We start from the raw sequence: 19,856 nt of genomic DNA on the forward strand, positions 1-19,856 counted from the left end.
GCCAATATTTGAAGGGCAGCATCCAATAACATCCAATGGAATGCACTGTCCGTTGGAAAATCCCCATAAAACTCGCCCCGAGGGGCTCTGTTCCCGGTTCTGTGTCCTCTTCCGAAAGTATTTTAAGAACTAGGGCAGTAGATGCTAGATGATGGCGAGAAAAAGGAAGTACATCCTTTTGGTTGCGCCCGTTGCGGTTGCCCTCGTGATTGGACTAGTGGTCAATGCCGAGATGTTCCCTGCAGACTATTCATACCAGAAAGGCATTTTTGGGCCCCACAACGTCCAGGCTGAGCTTCTTCCGGCGAATTCACATATACGCGGCCAGATAACAGCCAAGAACCCGTTTTCGGCCTATGTTATCGTCTCGAAGTCTGGCTACTTTGAGGATGTTGACGGAGATAACGTCGTTCTCAGCTGGGAAAACGTCACCGAGGTCAACCTTGATTTCAATGTCTCCGACGGAAACTACTACCTCGTCATCAAAAACGGCAACGTTAGCCAGGAAATAGAAATGAGGTTTAGAGCGGAGCGCTGAAGTCACTTAGGACAAGCTCTGCAACGTCTTTTCTCGGGTGTTTAAAATAGAGGACGTCTCCCACGCGCGTGAATCCGTGCTCCCCCGGTCTTATGAGCCTAGCCTCACCGAAGAATATCCGCCCGATCGCCAGCTGTGTCGCCAGGTCCCAGTGGTGGAAGTCGAACTCCCCCACCTTTCTGAAGCCAGGCAGTAGGTAGTAGGCTCTTTTGAACGTCCCCCTTCTGACGTCGTATCCCTCGTGGACGGAGGCGAGGGTGTGGTTTTCTCCCTTACTCTCGACGAAGAATTCCTTGTAGCCGATGCTGTATAATATCCTGTAAACCCTGTCGGTGTCTTCTACAATGAAAACACCGTCCTCGGTCAATGTCAAGGCTACGTTGGCGAATATCCTGACCGCGTCGAAGGGATCGAAGTGTATCATGGTGTTGCCGAAGAGAAGCGCGACCTCGTGCTCCTCAATAAGTTCTGCTGCTTCTCTCACGTCCCCGCGAACCTTTGTCGGGACAATTCCCAGGCCTGCGAATTCGAGCCATTCTCGGACTCTCTCCAGATCTTCGGCCCTGAGGTCAAGCAGGGTTAGCTTTTTGGCATTCGTTGCCTTTGCTGCCGCGCTTCCGGCTATTCCCGTGCCAGCGCAGAGGTCAAGGATCCTTCCACCTCTGGGGAGCTTCAGCTTTTCAAAGAACTCCGACAGTTCCATGAACCTTTTTCTCGCCCCCTCGTTGCCCGGCTCCATATATCCCCTCGCGTACCTGTACAGCTCCTCCAGGGACATGCCATCACCACGATGAAGAATGTGTGAAATTATTTAAACCCATCGAAAGACTTAAATATTTTGTCAACTTACATAGGTTGACAAAGGCGAAGTACATGAGAACCGGAACTGCGAGGGAATTACCTCAATTGAAGAGGGCACTTACTCCCTCGTCCTCTCATCGCGGAAGGAGATGAAAAGGCTAATGGGGGTAGTTGGCAGTGGTGAGGCTTAGGGGAGCGTGGCCCCTTTCCGCACCGGGGATCGCGCTCTTCCTCCGTTTTGTTGCCGTTGCCCTGCTGTCCTCAGTCGGGTGGGTTATGGAGAACTATGGCCCAGCTGGATACTTCGCGCTTCTGCTCGCGAGTGCCTTCCTCTTTGGGGTATCTTCCGGCTGGAAGGTTGAGGTTTCGGAGAAGGGGCTGACCTTGGTCTACGGTTTTGGCATCCTCCGCGTTAACGCCGGCGAGGTGCTTGAGGTCAAGAACGTCGGAGAACTCAAACTAGGAACGCTTTGGAAAGACCTTGCAAACTCTTTGCTGGTCCCGTTCTTCTTCATGCTGCTCTCTTTCGTGCTCTTCGGCGTTAAGGGTTTTCTGGTCCTTCCCTTCGTTGCTTACTGGCTCGTTCTCTACTGGATAACGCTGGCGTTCCCGGTAAGGACTCTAAAAGAAAGGATGGGGAGGCTTTTCCTGCTTGCACTCCTTCTTCCCTGGGCCCTTTCAGCGCCATTCGCGGCCTCGGGGATGGAGTTCCAGTGGTTCGGGCTCTCGCTTTTTACCTCCTTAATAGGTTTCTGGTTTGTCCTTTCCTGGGTCTCGATGGAGTACGTTGAGGTTCTAGTGGAGAATGGCAGGTTCCTGATAGGCTGTCACGACGCTGAAAGGGTCATAAAGGCACTGGGTGGTGCAGATGGCGCTTAGACATTATCCCTCTATAGTATGGGGAGTCTTTCTCCCCACAACCTATGATGAAAAAGAGGCCGAGGGGTTCATTGAAGAGCTTAAGAGGCAAATATATTGGGGGATTTATCATGTGGATTAAGGGAACTGGCCCCTTTCCAGTTAGAGGACTGCCTCTTTTCCTGTTCTCCGCAGGGCTTATAGGGATTTCCATCTCAGATTACATCTCCCGACTCACGGGAGTTTACCTGCAACCGGTTTTTGTATTCCTCTGGATATTTTCAACCGGCATGGGTGCTAAAATCGAAGGGAAAAATCTCGTCCTCCTCTATGGCTTCGGATTAATACGGCAGAGGATAGACCTCAGCTCAATCGAAGAGGTTGCCATGCTCTCAGGACTGGAAAAGGGAAGGGTTGTGAAATACTTCAAGGCATACACTTTCACGTGGTTCATTGTTGCTCTCTGGGCCCTCCTTGACCTGACTGTTTTGGGAGGGGCTGAGGGGGGACTGAGATTGTACGTGGACGTTTTCGTGGCGGCGCTTTTCATGGTCTTCTTCCTTTCCTTAACACTTCCGAGGAGCTGGAGAACTCCTCTCCAGGTGGGGGCGCTTTGCTGTGCAGTCTTTCTCTTAGTGGTGCCCCTCATAAAACTTGGCCCCAAAACCTTAATCCCCGGGATGTTTTTTGTGCTTTTGATATGGTTTATCATCAGGGGATTTTCCGATGATGGCCTGATCATGGTGGTCGCGGAAGGAAAGGCTTACCTCCTTTCATCCAGGCGAGCAAGGGAGGCCCTGAAAATCATTAGGGAGGCCATGAAAAATGCTTCGACTTCCTGAGGGCATGGAGCGGGTCTGGCTGATGAGGGCCAAGGGGATGAGAGAGGTCGAGATAGCCGAGGCCCTCGGTGTCTCACGTCAGGCTGTCAATAAAGCTTTGAAGGACGCGCGGGTGAAGCTCTTTGAGGCCTTCTTTGGCATCGCCGGAGTGTTTGGCTTCGAGGTGATAAGGGTCAACGCGGAGAAGGGCTTCATGGTCGCGAGGGGAAAATGCTTAGATAAAAACGTTAGAGTTTACGCCTTCTACTTCCCTGGGAAGGGGATAAGGGCATTCTTCGGAGAGGATCTGCCGGAGTATGTGATTGAGCACGCAGTTGAGATGGGGATAATAAGAAAACCCGAACGGGAAGAGCTGATAAAGGCCCTTGAGAGTTAATAGTAGCCCTCCTCGTAGGCTCCCGTTAGGGCGATGAAAGCGGCATAGAAGATAACGCCGAGCGAGGCCATAATAAGCAAGACGACACCAAGCGGCCCGGGTTCATAGCCGAGTGCCGCTAAGGCCATCTCTGCCGTTGTCAATCCCGAGACGAGGGTCAGCGCCCTTGCGAACTTCCGCGCCATAATCCCAGAGAAGCCGGGCGCCAGCTGGAAAACCAGCGGCCGGGAAACTAAAAACGTCAGTGCGAGGAGCAGGAGGAGCGCCCCGCCGATAACGATGGCGGTTTCCCGGGGAACTCTTCCAGCTATACAAAGGCCAGCGAAGATGGCCAGAAAGGCGGCCTGGAGGGCGATGTACCCTTTTAAATTTGGGGTTTTTATTGCCTTTCCAGGTTTCTCAGGGGCTCCCTCCGAGAACTCCTCAAGCTCGTACTCGCGCTTTGCAGTCAGATAGGCGAGGAGCATGGTTGTTCCGATGCCCAGGAGCAGTAGGGCGGCAAGCCGTGGGAAGCTCAGAAACGGGGAGAGGATTATTAGAAGAAACCCGGTGAGAACCGTCCCGATTCCTGAAACGCGGTTGGATTTCCTCCTCGCGCGCTCGGAGAGGTAGGTGTAGCCTATCCTGAACCCTATTCCAGGCTCACCTTTCGAGGTAAATGTAAGGATCCCCATGGCGATTATACCGAGGCCCAGGAAGGTCGCCCAGAGGACTCTGAGGAGATCATACCCGTTCACCCTAATCCCACCACCGGCCATTCCACATGGTTTTGTCAAACTCCCCATCTCACGGTCTTTATTAACCTGATAGTCTCAATGACTATGAACCCCACACCACCAATGACGATGGCCTCAAGCAACACCGGCGAGCTGAAGGAGTACGCGTTGTAAAGGATTGAATAGACGAACGCACCCCACATTATGAACTGGAGGGCCGTCAACAGCTCCAGAACTATCTTCGCTGTCTTTGTGTTCCCCCTGGGAATCCTCAGGGCCACGGGATCACGGCCGAGGTAAGTTAACCCAATAAGGAACAGGAAAGCACCGAGGGGTATTAGGAAAGCTCCGACCGACTTAGGCTCGAAGCGGTCGGCGATTCCCTGGGCATTAAAGTGAGTTGCTATGATCTCGGGCATTTTCTCCCAGCTCACCCAGAGAAGAAGCAGGTACGAGAAGAGGAGAGTCAGCTGAACCACCAGATAGGGCTTGACGTCCACCCTTTCAAGGGGCTTTGGCTTCCCCTCAGCTGGGGTTGAGATGGTCTCGCGCTCAAAGGTTTCCTTTGCTATGGCGTAGCTCCTCCAGGTTATTATCGAGACCCCTATGAGCATCACCACGATCAGGATAATGATGTTCCCCGTTAAGCCGAGAATCCCCAGGAAAACGCCGAGTACCATGAAGGCCTTTCCTGCGAAAGTGTTTGCGTCTCTCCAGGCTTCCTCCGAGAGGTAGGTGTAGCCTATCCTCACCCCTATCGCGTGGTTGGGCCTGTCCCTGTAGAGGTACGTCAGGAATCCGGCCAGAAACATGGTGGCTGAGATGAAAAGCCCAAAGGTTACCTCGGGACTCATCATTTTCCCATCTCCATCCTCTCAAGCGTCTCCATTATCGCCCCTATCTCCATCCTCAGCTCGCTCAGGACTTCCCTGCCCAGCTTCGTCAGGGAGTAGTACTTCCTCGGCCTTCCGCCAACCTCGGCCCAGGTGTCCTGAACCAGCCCGGTCTTTTTCAGGCTCTTGAGGATGTCGTACAGGGCCCCTTCACTGGGCACGATTCTGCCGTCGCTGAGTTCGATTAACCTCTTCCGTATCGCGTAGCCGTGGAGCTCTTCCTCCCTCTCCAGGAGCAGGAGCACCAGGTACGAGTAGAGCCCAGAGCGGAGGTCTTTTCTCAGCTTCTTGAGGGCTTTCTCCTTTCTGTCAACCAGCACGTCGCTCACCACAGGGCTTCCTCTTCCTTCGGGAGCTCGACCTTTGCCTTTGGAATCATGTAATAGAGCAGCCCCAGTGCGGCGAGGGCGGTTATAAACTCTACCGCGTACATGACCGGCTCGCTTTTCGTGAGCTGGTAATAAGCTGCCAGGGAATCGATGAGGGTATGAATACCTATCATGGCGAGGAGTCCCTCCTTCCCGTAGCCTTCGCTGTAAGTATAGGCCAGGTATATCCCTGTCCCAACGTGGAAGAGCACCACGAAGTAGCGCTCCACCATTGAGAGGAGCGCCGTGCTTAACGGTACGTCGAGCGGTTTTCCGGTCGCCATAGCTCCGGCGAGGGCCGCCCCGGCTATGAGGAAGACCTCCGTTACTCCGAAGCCCAGCCCCATGAACAGGCCGGTGTTCAGACTCTTCCCCTTTACCAGGAGGTATTTTGCCCCCTCCTGAACTATGCCGGCGATGAGTCCGAACCATATCGAGACACCCACGACGAAGGCCGTCCCCCTGGCTATGACGTCTGCGTTGGACTTTATCCCCATTCCGAGGAGCGGGAGCTGCTGGAGGGGATTCTGGATTATCATCGCAATGAAGAAGGCCGCTAAGCCTAAGAGAAACTCGCCCCACCTCTGCTTTTCGAAGCCGAGGAAGTACAGCGTTGCCCATGCCAGCAGTCCGCCGAGTATGGGGAACGGAAGGAGGTACATGCTCACTCCTCCAGCTTTTCAACGACCACCGCCGTACCGTAGGCGTATATCTCAGCCATGCCCGAGGCAACAGCTGAAGTCATGAAGCGGACCCCTATGACGGCATTGGCCCCCATGTCCTCCGCGTGGAGCCTCATCCTCCTCAGCGCCTCCTCCCTGGCCTCTGCCAGCATCTGGGTGTACTCCTGCACTTCACCGCCCTTCAGGTTCTTGAAGAATGCCATTATGTCCCTCCCGACGTGGGTTGCCCTGACTATGCCACCCCTGGCAAGGCCTCTGACCTCGACCACCCTATACCCCGGAATTTTCTCGGTGGTCGTTATGATGAACTCATCCATACCCACCACCCCGATGCATCGAACTTCGAGGTATTATCTGCTTTAGAATATTTAAGGATTTCTGTCCGGAAAAAGAATGGAGAAGAATCAGGCCGAGTGGTAGTATATCACGTAGGTGTCACCGTCGTCGTAGACCTCCTGCGGCGCGACTCCGTTGAGGTACTTCCAGCTGAAGCCGGGGTTTGCATCTATATCCGGTCCGCCGGCGGCTATGTAGGATGCCCACACAAGCTCTGAGCAGTAGTAGCTGTCACCGTAGACCTGCTTCGTCCACCAGCCCCAGTCGTAGGGCTTGCCCAGCTGTTGGAGGGCGAAGGAAACCGCGTTCTGCCTTACGTAGTCGGTGGTGGCAACGCGCAGAACCGCAACCGTGTCGTACCTCCTGAGGAAGTCTGAGAGATAAACAAGTCTGACCGCACTTGGGTCATCCCATGCCTCAACGACAACCCAGTCGTTTGCGTAGTAGTCATAGTAGGCTATGATCCCTGTGTGCGTCCAGTAGCCTGGGATTACGATGCTGCTCAATGGGTTGTGTCCTATGACGATGTCTCCGGGCACTATTCCGGTTGGGTATGGGTGGTAGTAGTTTGAACCGCCCAGACTGCCGGATGCTGCAACCGGATTCAACATTGTCGCGAGTATCAACAGGGCAACTATTGGAGCGGCCGTTTTCATTCGGAACACCTCCAAAATATTGAAAAAATTTAGTGCATTAATGTTTAATAAAGATTTCGGTTGCACGTTTGTGGCATATAATGTATTTTTACGTTCACTAAAACACTGTACACTTCTGCGAATCGGTGATGATTTAAAGGGTTCCTTCCAACATTTGTTGGTGGGTTCAATGCACGAAGTTTCGAGCCGCGAGATACTGAAAACCCTTCGAGAGCTCAACGCTGAGCGGGTACTCATCCAGACACCTGAGGGGCTGAAGAGAGAGGCCCAGTCTCTGGCCGACTTCCTTGAGGAGAACGGGATCGAGGCAATAATAAGCGGGGACATAAACTACGGCGCCTGCGATCCGGCCGATAGGGAAGCAAAGCTACTCGGCTGCGACGCACTGATACACCTCGGTCACAGCTACATGCGCCTCCATCTGGAGGTTCCCACGATATTTATCCCGGCCTTTGCCGGGGTGGACGTTGTTCCGGCCCTGGAGAAGAATCTGGGGGAAGTCCGAAAGCTCGGGAAGAGGATAGCCCTCGTCACGACGGCCCAGCACATTCACCAGCTCAGAAGGGCGAAGGAGTTCCTGGAAGGGAAAGGCTTTGAGGTCCTAATCGGAAAGGGCGACTCCCGCGTTTCTTGGCCCGGCCAGGTTCTCGGATGTAACTTTACGGCGGCAAAGGTTGATGCGGAAGGAGTTCTCTTCATCGGCGCCGGCTATTTCCACCCCCTCGGCGTTGCGGTCGCGACGGGTAAACCGACCTTGGCGGTCAACCCCTACTCCGGCGATGCTATGTGGATGGACCGGGAGTCTGAGAGACTCATAAGGAAGCGCTGGGCTCAGATAGCAAAGGCCATGGACGCTCAAAAGTTCGGCGTAGTAACCAGCACCAAAAAGGGCCAGCTTCGCTTGGCTGAGGCGAAGCGCATCGTCAACCTCCTCCGGGAGCACGGGAAATACGCGAGGCTCATAGCCATGAACCACATTAACTACCCGGCTTTGGAAGGCTTCGACTTCGATGCTTACGTCGTCGTTGCCTGTCCCCGAGTGCCTATAGACGACTACGAGAACTGGAGGAAGCCCGTGCTGACGCCGGCCGAGGTGGAGGTACTGCTTGGCCTCCGCGAGGACTACGCTTTCGATGAGATACTCGGGGCTGAACGAAAATTCGATGAGCCTCTTGGAGTGAGTGTCAGGTAGCTCTACCGCTCCTTTCAAGGCTCCTCAGAACGTTTAGGGCATCCTCCCGCGTTCTTACCCGCACTCTGATGCCATTTTCATTTGCCAAATCTTGTATCAACTTTTTAGTTGGAAACTCGCCGAGAAAAGTTGTTAATGTCGTGTATATACTTTCGGGGTCTCCCTGTTCTTCAAGCTCTTTCATGGCGTATTCAACACATTCGATCATTGCACTCAAAAAGCTGTGCTTTCTTCGGAGAGTTTTGAGTACCTCTTCGGCCATACCTATTCACCGAGATACCCCTCCAAGGCCGTTATCATATCCTCGATATCGGTTGATTTAATTGGAATGTCTAGTTCTTTTATGAGGTCGTAGATGAAGACTCTCGCCGCGAACTCTCCAAAAAGCTCTTTGAGAGCAGTGTAAAAAGTGCGGGGATTGTCTTCTATGATTTCTATGCCCTTCCCGTATTTAGAAAGAAGGTATGTGTTAATTGTGGCTTCAAAAGGTTTCCCCAACTTCTGGAGGATTTCATGGGTTGTAACGGCCACAAATGCGGGGGTTATCTTGATGCTACTCAATTATAACACCCCCTTCACCTATGTAGAACTCTTTGAGCAATGGTTTGTGTTCAGAATGCCTTGACTTGAGCACAAGTATGCGGCGTTCCATGGATTCCCCCGGGTGTTTGGGCAGCTGGTAATCGAGTACTATTATCGTATCCATTAATGTGCTGAACCCTGTAGAAATAAACCCCTCGGCGCTCCTAGACGTGTGAGTCAGGATAAACGTAATTCCCCTTTCCTTGGTCAACAGCTGGAGGTATCTCAGGGCCTTTATAAAATCCCTCTCATCCATGTGGCTTTTCATGGCAGACAGGGAATCTATGACTAGGACATCTGACGATGTTTCATCCAATAACTTTCTTATTGTCGCGTAATACTGAACGGGGGTCTTCGCTTCCGGAACCATGGCCACGATTTTAATATTGCCTGTGAGCCCCAGCTTGGTCATGGCTTCCTGTATTGCGCCAATTGACTCCTCGAAGGTTATGTAGAGCACGTTTTTACCCTTTTTGGCCATGTTGGATGCTATCGTGAGGGCCAGTATCGTTTTGCCACTGCCGGTGGGCCCTGTTATCATCGTAATACTGCCTTTGTATAGTCCTCCGCCGATCAGGTCATCGAGTACGGGCATGCCCGTCTCAAACCGCTCACTGGTGTCTATGCTCCTTTTGGTAAATTCCAGTTCCGGGACTGAAAGGACATCAATGCCCTCATTGGTGATTATATACTCGTAGGCGCTTTTCACTATCCGTCTGCCCCGCATTTTTGGTATTGTCAGGTACCTTTTTATGACCTCGCCTTTCCGTTCCATTTCAAGGACTATTACTCCATCTACGACGAACTCCTCAACGCCAAAACCCACCCTTTTTTCCCCGTAGGGTATCTCACCTATTAGTATGGCCAGGACATCCAGGGCATTAACGATTCTACCTATAATCGAATGGAGGAAAGACCTCAGCATGACCTCTCCAAAGATCTGGCCCACAACGGTTACTGAGTCAAAAACTACTATCTCCGGTTGCCATTCTATCAGATCCCGGATAAGGAAGTCAATGAATTCTTTCATCTCCTCCCTTGGCATTGTTAACATATCGTAAAACCTAAAGAGCCCCTGTTTTTCCATTTCCCGAAAATCTACACCGCTTTCCAGGGCATTTTTGTAAAATTGTTTTTTGCTTTCAGCAAAAGAGACGTACGCACCCTTTAGACCCTTCTGCAGATTGTTGTAGAGAATATGGATTGCCAGGTGGGTTTTTCCTGTCCCGGGGTTTCCCGCTATTAAAATGCTGGTTCCCTTGGAGAAACCTCCAGCAAGGGCCTTGTCAAGACTGGGTATGCCGGTGGCTATTAGCCCCATTTTTTCTCCCATGGGGATATTATTGCAGTAAAAATATAAATACATTTCGTTAGAATTTTGGAAGGGGGATAATGTGAAAAAAAAGCACCTCGCCATTGCCCTTTCGAGGCTGGGCGGCTTCAGAAACCCAAAGCCCGAGCTTGAGCAGTACAGGACGCCGGGGGACGTTGCGGCAGAGCTGCTCTGGCTGGCGTACTCGCAGGGGGACATAGGGGACAAAATCGTGGCCGACCTCGGTGCAGGGACAGGGGTTCTCTCGGCCGGGGCCTGTCTCCTTGGGGCGGAGAGGGTTTACGCGGTTGAGGTTGACGGTGATGCTGTGGAGGTTCTTCTTGGGAACTTGGAATCCCTCGACCTGCTGGACTGCGTTGATGTCTTTCACGGGGATGTGTCAGATTTTTCGGAGAAAGTCGACACGGTCGTCATGAACCCGCCCTTCGGCAGCCAGAACCCCCACGCGGACAGGCCGTTTTTGATAAAGGCCTTCGAGGTAAGCGACGTTGTTTACTCCATACACCTTGCCAAGCCAGAGGTCAGACGCTTTATCGAAGCCTTTGTGAGGGACTTCAATTTTTCAATAACACACAGAGTAACTCTTTCTTTTGAGATTCCGGCTCAGTTCTTCTTTCACCGGAAGAGGCTGGAAAGGATACCCGTCGACGTGTACAGGTTCCAACGTGTGTAAAGCGAAAACAATATATTGGATGAAGTTCAATATCTCGTGGGTATAATGAGGGGTGAGGCCCATGGATCAAATTAGGGAGCTAGTGATGTCCTGGCGGGCGATGGATATAATAAACATTGCAAATGGAGATGAATACGTGGTTGAATCTCTCCTCGGGCTTCTGGGGGACGAAGACACAACCACCCGTTTGCGGGCACTCACAGCCATCGGAAAACTCCTCGGAGATCCTGACGGCAAGATAAAGTCCGTAGTGTTGAAAAAAGGTTTTAACCGCTTAGTGACTCTTCTGGGCGATGAAGACGGCAGGATTGTCTCAAGAACTCTGGAGGTTCTTCTCAGGCTTCTTGAGGGGGTGCAGATAGACGAGAACAGACTTCTAACGCTGATAGAAGCCTCGGTTCCGGTGGCGGAAAGGGGGGACACCTTCATATACCTCTCGCTCTTGGAGCTGTTCCGTAAACTCCAAATGCCCCCCTTAAGCTGGAGGGTGGGGGCTAAGATAGATGGACTCCTTAATGCGGACAACATATACCTGCGGACACTTGGTATGCGCCTCCTCCTCAATTCGGGAAGCCTTGATGGGAAGGGCAAAGTGGTGCTGGGGTGCATTACTGACCTTCTGACCAGCAGTAACGTCCTGCTCATTGAGGCAGGGCTGGATTTTCTGGAGGAAGTCCTTGCGTTCCATCTCTCTCCCGATATGATGAAGCATCTCGTAAGATTCTTGCACGTTCTTAAGGGCCTTGAAAACGGGGCCGAGAGTGTTCTTGTCCGTTCCAGGGCTTCTAGTGTGAGAACTGAAGTCGAGAGGGTGCTGTTTTCATACTACCGCTCTAGAACTGAGGAGGCACTGGAGGTAATAAAAGAACTTCTCCTTGGCAGGCACGTTGAAGAGGCCCTGCACCTTGCATTGATACTCGGCGGAACTTCGCTCCTTTTGAGCCTGTGGACAGGCGAGAGTGGTGATCCCGATCCAAAGTTAATGGAGCTACTTATGCCTTCCAGGACGCCCTAACTCCGGATAACAAAGGGGCGAAAGTGATATATGTAAAGTTGACTATACTACACATTGTGCCGTCCGGAGGGGCCGTCCTATCTAAAGATGAACTGCGCGAACTGGTGCTCTCGTGGCAGATAAAGGAGGCCGTCAGGCTGGCTATGGAAGACAGCGACGTCCTCCTGATGCTCTTGGACTTGGTTAGGGAGGATGACGTGAATACAAAGGTTAGAGCGCTGCTTGCCCTCTACGAGGTTTTGAAGGGAGAGGACGGGGAAACAAAGCTTCTTGTAATCAACGAAGGTTTTGATGCAATAATTTCTGCACTGAAGTCAAAAGAACCCCGCCTTGTAACGAAATCCCTGAAGGTCCTCTCTGCACTGGTGGAGGGATTTCCCCTGAGGAAGGAGGAGTTTCTGAAGCTGGTGGATATCCTGGTTGAGCTGGTAAAAGACCCTGGAATGGAGTTTGCTTCCATTGAAATGGCCGAGCTGGTTACGAAGCTAACAGTTGCCCAGCCTTCTCCTGCGGTTCGCTCCAAAGTCGCCTGGCTGATTTCCAGTGACAATCCCCGTTTGAAGGGAATGGGGCTCAGGCTTCTGCTCAACATCTTTGTGTTTACAGGAGACCCTAAAAGCTTTAAAACGCTCCTTGAGGGGGCATCGGAACTCCTTTTGAGCGATGATGACATACTGGTGGACTTCGTCCTTGATGTGCTCGCGGAGGCACTTCAGAGGGGGGTTCCGGAGGATGCCATGAAAGTTCTTCCCCGGGTTCTTTCGAGGGTTAAAAGGATTGTCGCCCGCAGTGATGATTTCTTTATCCGCTCAAAGGCAAAAAGACTGGCCCGTATGGGTGAGGAGGCGCTCTATAATTACTACCGCTCCAGGCCAGAAGAGGCTAAGAACACCCTTCACAGGCTTGTGCTGAACGGAGAATACTCCACGGCGATGGATCTGGCCATTTCACTCGGCGATGAATTTCTCATTAAGTGGCTCTCAAAGACCCTCGAAAAAGAGGGAGTGGAGGAGTTCACCCCCAGGGTTCAGGTTGTCGGTGGCCCGAGAGGTGGCTCTGCTGGAGTTGTGGAGTTTTCGCCTCCAGCTCCCTCTGAACGACAGAGGAAACCTGCCGGAATTACTGTGGAGAAGTTTTCCGACGTAGAATCCATACCCTCCCTTGAGAGGGTGATAGAGGAGGGGGACGCCGAGGCGTTGCTGGATATCCTCCGCTCGCGGCCGGATTCCGTTCGGGAGATTGAGAGGTTCCTCCGTTCGGGAGACCCTGGAAAGAGGTCGAACGCCCTTTGGACACTCTCAAGGCTTGTAAACAGGATGAACAATGGAGAATTTGAATTGCTGTATCCCCTGATACCTACGTTCTTTGACGTGGCCGATTCCGGAAACCCCTGGGAGAGGAACAAGGGAGCAAAAATTCTTGCAATCCTTGCCTCAAAAGGCGGCAGGCAAGATATCCTTGAAAAGATGCTCTCCCTGCTCCCGGAGCATCCAGTTCCTGCGCTGGAGTTCTTCAGCTACTACTTTATCTACACCTGGGACGAGGAGGCGGTGTCTAGAGTACTGAGGTTCCTGAAGGGGGCTCTTTCAAACCATGAACTTCAGTTCTCTGCCCTCATGGTTCTCGATGCGGTAACGATGTGGGGGATACGCCCCGAAATAGACAGGGAAAGCTTCCTGCCAATTCTTGAGGGCCTCATTAACTCGGACGACGATGAGATACGTAAGGTTGCGAGAAGGGTCATGGAAAGGTTCAAAACTGCGTGACTCCAGCTCACACGGGGGGAGACAATTTGGGAAAGCTCAAGCTCAGTGACAGACAGCTGTATGCACTTATTGAGGCCGTGAAGCTCGGCGAGGAGGTAAAGCCGAGCCAGCAGGCGAAGAGGAAGGCCTTCGCGAAGTACAAAATCAACGGCTGGGAGAACTCCAAGCTGACGGGGATATTTTACTCCATCCAGAGGAGGCTCGGGCTGATAGATGAGGTTATCGAGGAGCTTGTTGGAGTTTCCCCGCTGGTACTCGACCCCTGGCTGAGGGCTACCCTCAGGGTGGCCGTTGAGATTGCGGTTTTCAGGGATCCCAGCGAAAAAACCCGGGGGCACCTTAGGGGCCTTGCCCGGTTTCTGTCGAAGAGGACGCACCCCTACGTCGGCTATTACTACTACGACTTCCTCCCGAAGGTTTTCGAATACGTCCCTGTTATCGATACGGAGGAAAAGCGGCTGAAATGGGACTACCTGTTCCCGGAGTGGTTCATAGTGAAGATGAGGGGGCTGGTGGGGGACGAGGCCGAGGAGCTCCTCAAGGCACTCAACGAGACCCTGCCCACGAGCATCAGGGTCAACCTCCTGAAGGCAAGCGTTGAGGACGTTGAGCACTATCTGAGAAAAAAGAGCGTCCGCTTCGAGAGGAGCGAGCGGGTAGAGACCGTCATCAGGATTCTTGACCCCTTCAACCCGGAATGGCTCTTCAACAAGGGCTTCGCCGTAGCCCAGGAGGAGGCTGCTGCCGTCGCATCGCTTGTACTGGCTCCGAAGCCCAGCGAGACCGTCGTCGACCTGGCAGCTGCTCCCGGTGGCAAGACAGCCCACATGGCGGAGCTGATGAAAAACGAGGGGAAAATCTACGCCTTCGATGTTGATAAAGCCAGAATAAAGCGCATGAATGAGGTTCTCAGGCGTACTGGCGTTGAAATTGCCGAGACACTCAGAGCGGACGGAAGGAAGGCCCCTGATATTCTTGGGGAGGGGATCGCCGATAGGGTGATGCTCGATGCGCCGTGCACGAGCGACGGGACGATAGCCAAGAACCCGGAGCTGAGGTGGCGCCTCCGCGAGAAGAACATCCCAAAGGTAGTGGAGCTTCAGAAAGAACTCCTTGAGAGCGCCTGGAAGCTCCTGAAGCCTGGTGGAAGGTTACTCTACTCGACGTGCTCGATGTTCCGTGAGGAGAACGAGGGCGTTGTGGAGTGGTTCCTGGGCAGGCACCCCGATGCGGGGCTTATCCCCCTGACCGGCCCCTACGACCCTGGTTTCTTGCCGGGGACGATGAGGGCCTGGCCCCACAGGCATAAGACTATAGGGTTCTTCTACGCGTTGATAGAAAAGAGAGGGGATTAGGTGCCCTCTCCGCTCCCCTCCGGTTTCTCAGGGGGTTCCTCGATTCTGACCCTCAGATCGTTGGCGAACCAGTTCACCCTCTGCGGGAACGGTATCTCTATGCCTTCTCTGTCGAGGGCCTTTTTGACATCGAGCACTATCCGGGTTCTCACATCGAACCACTTCTCGCTGGGTGCCCACGCCCTGATGGCTATCACGACAGCGCTGTCGGAAAGCTCGCTTATGTACACCGCCGGTTCGGGCTCGGCGAGCACCAGGGGGATGGCGTCCAGTACCTCCTTGATTATCTCCACCGCCCTGTCGGCGTCGGTGCTGTAGGCTATCCCGACCTGGATGTCCACTCTCCTGACGGGGTGCCGCATCAGGTTCACGATGTTGCTGTTGAATAGCTTCTCGTTCGGTATCCTTATCAGCGTCCCGTCCCAGGAGCGTATTCTTGTGGAGAATATCCTTATGTCCTCAACGATTCCACCTGCGTCTCCGACTTTAACCGCGTCCCCTATCTGGAGGGGCTTGTCGAAGTACATGAAGACTCCCGAGATAAAGTTCGAAACTACTGTCTGGGCCGAGAAACCAAGGATGATACCGGTTATTCCCGCCGCCGCCAGGAGGGCGCTGAGCTGGGCGCTAACCCCCGCAAAGCTCAGCGCCATAAAGAATGCGATGGTTACAAGGACGTAGTAGAACAGCTTGGCCCTGATAACAACGTCGGGCCCGGGCTCTCCCCCGGAGCCCTCTATCATGTAGTCCCTGGACTTCCTTGCTATCAGGTACGTGAAGTAGAAGAACCCCGCGGCGAAGGCGATGTTCCCGACTGTTGTTGGCCCGATGCTGTAGTTCATTATCCCGAGAACGTACAGCGCCCAGATCGCCCCCCCGAGGACGAACATCCTGAAGAGTATGTCAGCCGTATCCTGGTTTATTATCCATTTCAGGGAAGTCTCTTTGGACTTTCTGATGATGAGCTTTCTGATGACCCTCCCAGCCAGAAGGGCAACCACAATTATCACTGCCGCCTTGAGGATGTCCTCAACGGCCAGTTCAACCGGCAGGGGAGGTAGCCAGGGCAGTGTGACGTTGGCCATACCTACCACCTCATCCTGAAGTTGGGTATCGGCTCCGCCTCATGGGTCTTCCCGAGGGTTCCGTCAGGTGGATTGCCTGTGTTGTTCACCTCGTAGGGCTCCCTCGTTGTGAGCACAACCAGGGGGTAATAGGCTTTGTCTTTTGAATAAAACATGGCACTTCCCTTTATCGGAATGACGACCTTCTCCACCAGCTTCCAGTCCCCGGTGGGGTTGTTTATGATGAGTTTTACAACACCCGGTGCCTCGGGGACTTCCGTGTAGAATCCGCTGGTGTGGTACCTGGCTATGACCCCGGACGTTATCCTTCCGTAAAGCGCGTACTTCTCCCTCCCGACGACAAAGCGGTCTATCTCTGTCCCTCCGCTCCTGACGGTGATGTCTATCGGGGCGGATAGGTATCCGGTGAGCCTGTCCTTTGGGGGAACCGCTATCTTCTCCTGGAGCTTTATCATCAGGAACCTCACGCCGTAGCCCTCAGCTGGAGCCGGAAGGACGAACAGTCCGTTCTCACTCCTCTTTATGAGAACCCTCACTTCATCACGTCTGTAGAGAACGGTGTCCCCGGGTTTCTCAACGAGGTGAATTTTTTTGTCCAGGATTTTGATGAACTGGGTCTTCAGCTCGTGCTCTCCAAACATGAATAGAAATAGGGCTAGGAAAATTTAAAGTTGTCTAAAATTGGGAGAAGGAATTCACTCCTCCTCGAATCCGATGTCTTCAAGTTTCATATAGGAGTATATGTTTGTTCCCCCTGCCACGAAGAGCCCCTCTGCCTCTAGGGGAACCGGCAGGTTTGGTGCTATTATCGCCCATCCGTTGCCCCTTGCGTCGCCAACGATGTATGACCATTCAACCCTCACGGTCTTGAAGGTCTTTTCGCCTATGCTGGTGGTTCCTTGTGGCTCTATTTTGTATTTGTACTGGTAGTTCATGAAGCCGTAGCTTCCCTCGGTTGATGTCATCAGGTTTTCTTCCTCCAGCACTCCCCAGAAGCCGAACGTCGTCATCGCGAAGAATGCCGTGTACGTAAGGTCAGTGTCCGGAACGTCAGCGAGACTGAAACCCTCGCTCATGTAGAAGTCATAGTCGTCCTTTCCAACGGCGCTCGGATTGTAAACCTCGTAGACGTTGTCCTTGTACTTGATCTTGAATCCAATGACCTCTGGATAGCCCATTCCAAAAGTCTGGGCTATCGGGAACAGGAAAAAGCCCTCATAGAACTCCAGCGGCTGAGTTCCCCACAGCCAGTACTCCACCGGTGCATCGAGCTGATCTGCGTTTATTGGTATAAGCTTCCCATAGTACTCGTAGGCATCGTACTCGCCCAGCTCGACTTTCCTGGCCTCCCCAGTCTGCATGTCCCATTCGGTTCCGTAAACTGTGACCTTGCCGGGGCCGCGTCTCTTTTCGACTTCGTATTCATAAACCGGTGTCCCCTCTGCCTGCCGGACCTTGATGCTGTACTTAAGATACGTTATCCTGTAAACGCCGTCCCCAATGCGGACTGGCTTCGATGCGTCCCAGGGGTTGGCCCAGGTGGCGTATTCCGATGTGGCGGTGGTCGTTTCCTCTCCCGTCCCGGTTTCGCTGTACGTTTCAGTGGTCTCGCCCGTGCTCGTGTATTCCCCCTGGGTCGAGGTCGCAGGAGTTGTTGTGCTCCCGCTTCCTCCCAAGCATCCGCTCACGTTTATAAAAACCAAAAGAACGACAAAAATTGCAAAAACAGTCTTGGTCTTGACATTCATATTGTCCCAACTCCCAGTTATCTTACATCAAATACAACTGGGAAATACTTAAACATTTGCATAGTCAGGTAAAAGAAATGAGGAGAAGAGCCTCAGGGCAGGTTTTTATCCAGCTTCAGGTCTTCCAGTTTCAGGTAGCCGTAAACGACAGTTGTCTGACCTGTGTTTGGATCCTTGTAGGAGTAGTAGCCTTCGCTCTCAATCACCAGGGGCAGATCGGGTGAGAATTTTCCTTCTCCCTGGAGCTTGACGCCCTCCACAGTTCCTTCGTACTTCCACTGGTAGTTGACCAGCTTGAAGGTGAATCCGGAGTAGCTTGTAACGCCGTCGGGGCTTGTGCTCCATGTCCAGGTGTGACCCATTCCGTCGCTCCAGACGCCCGACTGCGGAACCAGAACGTTAACGTTGCTCCACTCATACCAGAATCCCAGATGTACGAGGGCAACCCATCCCATGTAAAGGTATCCGAGGTCTTCGTTCACAGCATCGGGCAGAGTCATGTCCCCATCAAAGCACGGGAAGAGGCCGCTCTGGAACGGGGCGGGGTTCATGACACTGAAGCTCCGTCCCTTGTAGTCGAACTGGATGCCGACAAAAACGTTGTCTCCGGCTCCGGTCGGGGACATGTACGAGAACCACAACACGTCCCACGGATAGATGAACGCATCGCTCATGTTGGAGAGGTACCAGACCGTTATGGTGAGGGTATCGTCAAGCCCCGCGGCTTTGATGGGGTTAACAACGGTTCTATAGGCGTAAGCTTCCTGCTCACCCAGATCTTTCTTGTTCCCCATAATGTCCATACCGCAAACGTTGACGGTGGTCTTATCAACGCTCTTCTCTATGACGTATTCATAAATCTGTGAGTTCTGATCCGGCTGAATCTTGTAGCGGTACTTGTAGTAGGTTATCCAGTATGTCTCGCCTTTGATGTTTATCGGGGCATACTCCCATGGGTTCTCCCAGTAGGCTTCCTCAGTAGGGGTCTGGGTTTCGGTTTCAGTGGCAGAGCTGGTCTCGGTCGCGGTTGTTTGGGTTTCCGTCACCGGGGATGGGGTTGTCCCGGAGGGAGCTGAAGGGCTGGGGGCGGATGACGGTGATGTAGCCTCGGTAGAAGTTCCCGGGGTGGTTGTTGGGGACGAGGGAGTGGTTGAGGTCTCCCCACCTCCCCCGAGACAGCCGCTCGCGACGACCATTCCGAGGAGCAACAATACCAACACGGCCGTTACGACACGTTTCATCCAAATCCCTCCGAACCCGCAAAAAAGGAAGCGGGTCGTATAGACATGTTATATTCTTGTCACTCGTCATATTAAAAACTTTCTAAGACTTCAAACAAAACTGAAGCGGTTGAATATATGCCCCTACTCTCTCAAGGCTGCCGATTTGAAAAGTCTGAAAAATGACTTTGCTTCCTTCCCCAGCCTGAGGCCCGTGTAGGTCGCCAGATCAAAAATGGAGGGAACCTTTTCGATGATGCCGACATCGGCGGTCGCCACGGTGTCGTGAGTTTTAAGCTCGAAATCCGGGCTCTTGACGAGTCGGACCTCCCCTGCCACATCCTCGACCTCTAGTGCCTCCTCGGTGAGCTTTCTGATGATGCCGCTTTGGGAAACGCTTCTGCCGTAGAAGAAAACCGCCTCTGAAACCTCCAGCTCAAGGAGCGCCCCGGCTATTTCACGGAGCAGGTTTTCTGTCTCTTCTTTGAGCCTGTACTTTCCCTGATATTTTAAGTCCCTCACGAGCCCGTCCTCACAGAGTATGGCCTTTCCCTCAAGGAGCGATTCGAGGGTTATCAGGACGTTGAAGCCGTCTATGGCCAGAACTTTCCCCCTGAGCTCATTGGGCCCCAGAATTTTTTTCCCGACCTCCTCGATCCATGAGTCGGGAAACACGCACCTGGCCAGCAGGTGCCTCTCCTCTCTGCTTAGCCTGTAGTGGTTGGCCACGAATTCGAGGGCATACTTCTTTCTGTAGCCCCTGTTGAGGAGGTATTTAAGGTCACGGTAGGCCTCGAAGAGCATGGTGAAAATTTGGGGG

Annotated in this window: 24 protein-coding genes; 9 read left to right on the top strand and 15 right to left on the bottom strand. The window is 53.1% G+C overall.

From position 1 onward, the window contains the following. Positions 1–148 precede the first annotated feature (148 nt). Positions 149–538 carry a multidrug transporter gene (locus A3L14_RS01670; RefSeq protein ID WP_232473385.1) on the top strand — a complete coding sequence of 130 codons (390 nt, stop codon included), beginning with the start codon at positions 149–151 and terminating at the stop codon, positions 536–538. Here the strand turns inward: A3L14_RS01670 and A3L14_RS01675 are convergent. Then, positions 522–1,316 carry a class I SAM-dependent methyltransferase gene (locus A3L14_RS01675; protein WP_055429176.1) on the bottom strand — a complete coding sequence of 265 codons (795 nt, stop codon included), beginning with the start codon at positions 1,314–1,316 and terminating at the stop codon, positions 522–524. The two genes, A3L14_RS01670 and A3L14_RS01675, sit on opposite strands and share 17 nt — an antisense overlap. A gap of 200 nt (positions 1,317–1,516) precedes the next feature. On the opposite strand from A3L14_RS01675, the gene A3L14_RS01680 reads away from it, so the two are divergent. Genes A3L14_RS01680 through A3L14_RS01690 form a run of 3 tightly spaced genes read left to right on the top strand, consistent with a single transcriptional unit; the run spans position 1,517 to position 3,415 of the window. Next, positions 1,517–2,218, top strand: coding sequence for a hypothetical protein (locus A3L14_RS01680; protein WP_055429175.1), 702 nt, complete (start codon positions 1,517–1,519; stop codon positions 2,216–2,218). 44 nt (positions 2,219–2,262) lie between these two features. After that, a complete protein-coding gene (locus A3L14_RS01685; protein WP_143597822.1) occupies positions 2,263–3,039 on the top strand; it encodes a hypothetical protein in 777 nt (258 codons plus the stop codon). Next, entirely contained in the window at positions 3,023–3,415 is a 393-nt protein-coding gene (locus A3L14_RS01690) for a sigma factor-like helix-turn-helix DNA-binding protein (RefSeq protein ID WP_055429173.1), read from the top strand. Before A3L14_RS01685 ends, A3L14_RS01690 begins: the two co-directional genes overlap by 17 nt. Here A3L14_RS01690 and A3L14_RS01695 read toward each other — a convergent pair. The 6 genes from A3L14_RS01695 to A3L14_RS01720 form a co-directional block, all read right to left on the bottom strand. After that, entirely contained in the window at positions 3,412–4,152 is a 741-nt protein-coding gene (locus tag A3L14_RS01695) for a hypothetical protein (protein WP_055429172.1), read from the bottom strand. The two genes, A3L14_RS01690 and A3L14_RS01695, sit on opposite strands and share 4 nt — an antisense overlap. A 35-nt stretch (positions 4,153–4,187) precedes the next feature. Beyond that, entirely contained in the window at positions 4,188–4,988 is an 801-nt protein-coding gene (locus A3L14_RS01700) for an SdpI family protein (protein WP_055429171.1), read from the bottom strand. After that, on the bottom strand, positions 4,985–5,344 hold the full coding sequence (locus tag A3L14_RS01705; protein WP_055429170.1) for a PadR family transcriptional regulator: 360 nt from the start codon (positions 5,342–5,344) through the stop codon (positions 4,985–4,987). The genes A3L14_RS01700 and A3L14_RS01705 overlap by 4 nt, the downstream gene beginning before the upstream one ends. Before the next feature lie 5 nt (positions 5,345–5,349). After that, positions 5,350–6,054, bottom strand: coding sequence for a hypothetical protein (locus A3L14_RS01710; protein WP_055429169.1), 705 nt, complete (start codon positions 6,052–6,054; stop codon positions 5,350–5,352). Positions 6,055–6,056: 2 nt separating this feature from the next. Next, entirely contained in the window at positions 6,057–6,392 is a 336-nt protein-coding gene (locus tag A3L14_RS01715) for a heavy metal-binding domain-containing protein (protein ID WP_055429168.1), read from the bottom strand. 87 nt (positions 6,393–6,479) lie between these two features. Beyond that, positions 6,480–7,067 carry a YiiX/YebB-like N1pC/P60 family cysteine hydrolase gene (locus A3L14_RS01720; protein WP_074631456.1) on the bottom strand — a complete coding sequence of 196 codons (588 nt, stop codon included), beginning with the start codon at positions 7,065–7,067 and terminating at the stop codon, positions 6,480–6,482. Between the two features lie 169 nt (positions 7,068–7,236). Here A3L14_RS01720 and dph2 point away from each other — a divergent pair, with 169 nt between their 5' ends. Continuing rightward, positions 7,237–8,259 (top strand): diphthamide biosynthesis enzyme Dph2, encoded by a 1,023-nt coding sequence (gene dph2 / locus A3L14_RS01725; protein ID WP_055429167.1) that lies wholly within the window; start codon positions 7,237–7,239, stop codon positions 8,257–8,259. On the opposite strand, the gene A3L14_RS01730 is transcribed toward dph2, so the two are convergent. The 3 genes from A3L14_RS01730 to A3L14_RS01740 are packed head-to-tail and all read right to left on the bottom strand — an operon-like array spanning position 8,252 to position 10,174. Beyond that, the gene (locus A3L14_RS01730) at positions 8,252–8,521 is read right to left on the bottom strand and encodes a hypothetical protein (RefSeq protein ID WP_055429166.1); all 270 of its coding nucleotides are present in this window, start codon (positions 8,519–8,521) and stop codon (positions 8,252–8,254) included. The two genes, dph2 and A3L14_RS01730, sit on opposite strands and share 8 nt — an antisense overlap. A 2-nt stretch (positions 8,522–8,523) precedes the next feature. Further along, entirely contained in the window at positions 8,524–8,820 is a 297-nt protein-coding gene (locus A3L14_RS01735; RefSeq protein ID WP_055429165.1) for a NitrOD5 domain-containing protein, read from the bottom strand. Beyond that, complete coding sequence (locus tag A3L14_RS01740; protein ID WP_232473387.1) at positions 8,813–10,174, bottom strand: ATPase domain-containing protein; 1,362 nt, start codon at positions 10,172–10,174, stop codon at positions 8,813–8,815. Before A3L14_RS01740 ends, A3L14_RS01735 begins: the two co-directional genes overlap by 8 nt. A gap of 61 nt (positions 10,175–10,235) precedes the next feature. Between A3L14_RS01740 and A3L14_RS01745 the strand changes: the two genes are divergently transcribed. From A3L14_RS01745 to A3L14_RS01760, 4 genes are all read left to right on the top strand, one after another. Then, positions 10,236–10,847: an METTL5 family protein gene (locus A3L14_RS01745; protein WP_055429164.1), complete on the top strand. Its 612-nt coding sequence runs from the start codon at positions 10,236–10,238 to the stop codon at positions 10,845–10,847. Positions 10,848–10,908: 61 nt separating this feature from the next. Beyond that, positions 10,909–11,862 (top strand): hypothetical protein, encoded by a 954-nt coding sequence (locus tag A3L14_RS01750; protein WP_055429163.1) that lies wholly within the window; start codon positions 10,909–10,911, stop codon positions 11,860–11,862. A gap of 23 nt (positions 11,863–11,885) precedes the next feature. After that, a complete protein-coding gene (locus A3L14_RS01755) occupies positions 11,886–13,628 on the top strand; it encodes a hypothetical protein (protein ID WP_143597821.1) in 1,743 nt (580 codons plus the stop codon). 26 nt (positions 13,629–13,654) lie between these two features. Further along, positions 13,655–14,983, top strand: coding sequence for an RsmB/NOP family class I SAM-dependent RNA methyltransferase (locus A3L14_RS01760; protein ID WP_055429161.1), 1,329 nt, complete (start codon positions 13,655–13,657; stop codon positions 14,981–14,983). Here A3L14_RS01760 and A3L14_RS01765 read toward each other — a convergent pair. The 5 genes from A3L14_RS01765 to A3L14_RS01785 all read right to left on the bottom strand — a co-directional run bounded on the left by A3L14_RS01765 (position 14,980) and on the right by A3L14_RS01785 (position 19,840). Beyond that, positions 14,980–16,068 (bottom strand): mechanosensitive ion channel family protein, encoded by a 1,089-nt coding sequence (locus tag A3L14_RS01765; protein WP_055429160.1) that lies wholly within the window; start codon positions 16,066–16,068, stop codon positions 14,980–14,982. The genes A3L14_RS01760 and A3L14_RS01765 overlap by 4 nt on opposite strands. Positions 16,069–16,070: 2 nt before the next feature. After that, complete coding sequence (locus tag A3L14_RS01770; RefSeq protein WP_055429159.1) at positions 16,071–16,709, bottom strand: DUF432 domain-containing protein; 639 nt, start codon at positions 16,707–16,709, stop codon at positions 16,071–16,073. 54 nt (positions 16,710–16,763) lie between these two features. Then, positions 16,764–17,756: a hypothetical protein gene (locus A3L14_RS01775; RefSeq protein WP_143597820.1), complete on the bottom strand. Its 993-nt coding sequence runs from the start codon at positions 17,754–17,756 to the stop codon at positions 16,764–16,766. Positions 17,757–17,908: 152 nt separating this feature from the next. After that, entirely contained in the window at positions 17,909–19,057 is a 1,149-nt protein-coding gene (locus A3L14_RS01780) for a hypothetical protein (RefSeq protein ID WP_074631452.1), read from the bottom strand. Positions 19,058–19,180: 123 nt separating this feature from the next. Beyond that, positions 19,181–19,840: a DUF434 domain-containing protein gene (locus A3L14_RS01785; protein ID WP_055429156.1), complete on the bottom strand. Its 660-nt coding sequence runs from the start codon at positions 19,838–19,840 to the stop codon at positions 19,181–19,183. Positions 19,841–19,856 lie beyond the last annotated feature (16 nt).

It is taken from the genome of Thermococcus thioreducens (assembly GCF_002214545.1).
Lineage (GTDB): Archaea > Methanobacteriota_B > Thermococci > Thermococcales > Thermococcaceae > Thermococcus > Thermococcus thioreducens.

Excerpts from the sequence above, each read along its gene's own strand:
- A3L14_RS01670 (WP_232473385.1), top strand. The coding sequence starts at position 149 with ATGATGGCGAGAAAAAGGAAGTACATCCTTTTGGTTGCGCCCGTTGCG.
- A3L14_RS01675 (WP_055429176.1), bottom strand. The coding sequence starts at position 1,316 with ATGTCCCTGGAGGAGCTGTACAGGTACGCGAGGGGATATATGGAGCCG.
- A3L14_RS01685 (WP_143597822.1), top strand. The coding sequence starts at position 2,263 with ATGATGAAAAAGAGGCCGAGGGGTTCATTGAAGAGCTTAAGAGGCAAA.
- A3L14_RS01690 (WP_055429173.1), top strand. The coding sequence starts at position 3,023 with ATGCTTCGACTTCCTGAGGGCATGGAGCGGGTCTGGCTGATGAGGGCC.
- A3L14_RS01700 (WP_055429171.1), bottom strand. The coding sequence starts at position 4,988 with ATGATGAGTCCCGAGGTAACCTTTGGGCTTTTCATCTCAGCCACCATG.
- A3L14_RS01710 (WP_055429169.1), bottom strand. The coding sequence starts at position 6,054 with ATGTACCTCCTTCCGTTCCCCATACTCGGCGGACTGCTGGCATGGGCA.
- A3L14_RS01715 (WP_055429168.1), bottom strand. The coding sequence starts at position 6,392 with ATGGATGAGTTCATCATAACGACCACCGAGAAAATTCCGGGGTATAGG.
- A3L14_RS01720 (WP_074631456.1), bottom strand. The coding sequence starts at position 7,067 with ATGAAAACGGCCGCTCCAATAGTTGCCCTGTTGATACTCGCGACAATG.
- dph2 (WP_055429167.1), top strand. The coding sequence starts at position 7,237 with ATGCACGAAGTTTCGAGCCGCGAGATACTGAAAACCCTTCGAGAGCTC.
- A3L14_RS01730 (WP_055429166.1), bottom strand. The coding sequence starts at position 8,521 with ATGGCCGAAGAGGTACTCAAAACTCTCCGAAGAAAGCACAGCTTTTTG.
- A3L14_RS01740 (WP_232473387.1), bottom strand. The coding sequence starts at position 10,174 with ATGGGAGAAAAAATGGGGCTAATAGCCACCGGCATACCCAGTCTTGAC.
- A3L14_RS01750 (WP_055429163.1), top strand. The coding sequence starts at position 10,909 with ATGGATCAAATTAGGGAGCTAGTGATGTCCTGGCGGGCGATGGATATA.
- A3L14_RS01765 (WP_055429160.1), bottom strand. The coding sequence starts at position 16,068 with ATGGCCAACGTCACACTGCCCTGGCTACCTCCCCTGCCGGTTGAACTG.
- A3L14_RS01770 (WP_055429159.1), bottom strand. The coding sequence starts at position 16,709 with ATGTTTGGAGAGCACGAGCTGAAGACCCAGTTCATCAAAATCCTGGAC.
- A3L14_RS01780 (WP_074631452.1), bottom strand. The coding sequence starts at position 19,057 with ATGAAACGTGTCGTAACGGCCGTGTTGGTATTGTTGCTCCTCGGAATG.
- A3L14_RS01785 (WP_055429156.1), bottom strand. The coding sequence starts at position 19,840 with ATGCTCTTCGAGGCCTACCGTGACCTTAAATACCTCCTCAACAGGGGC.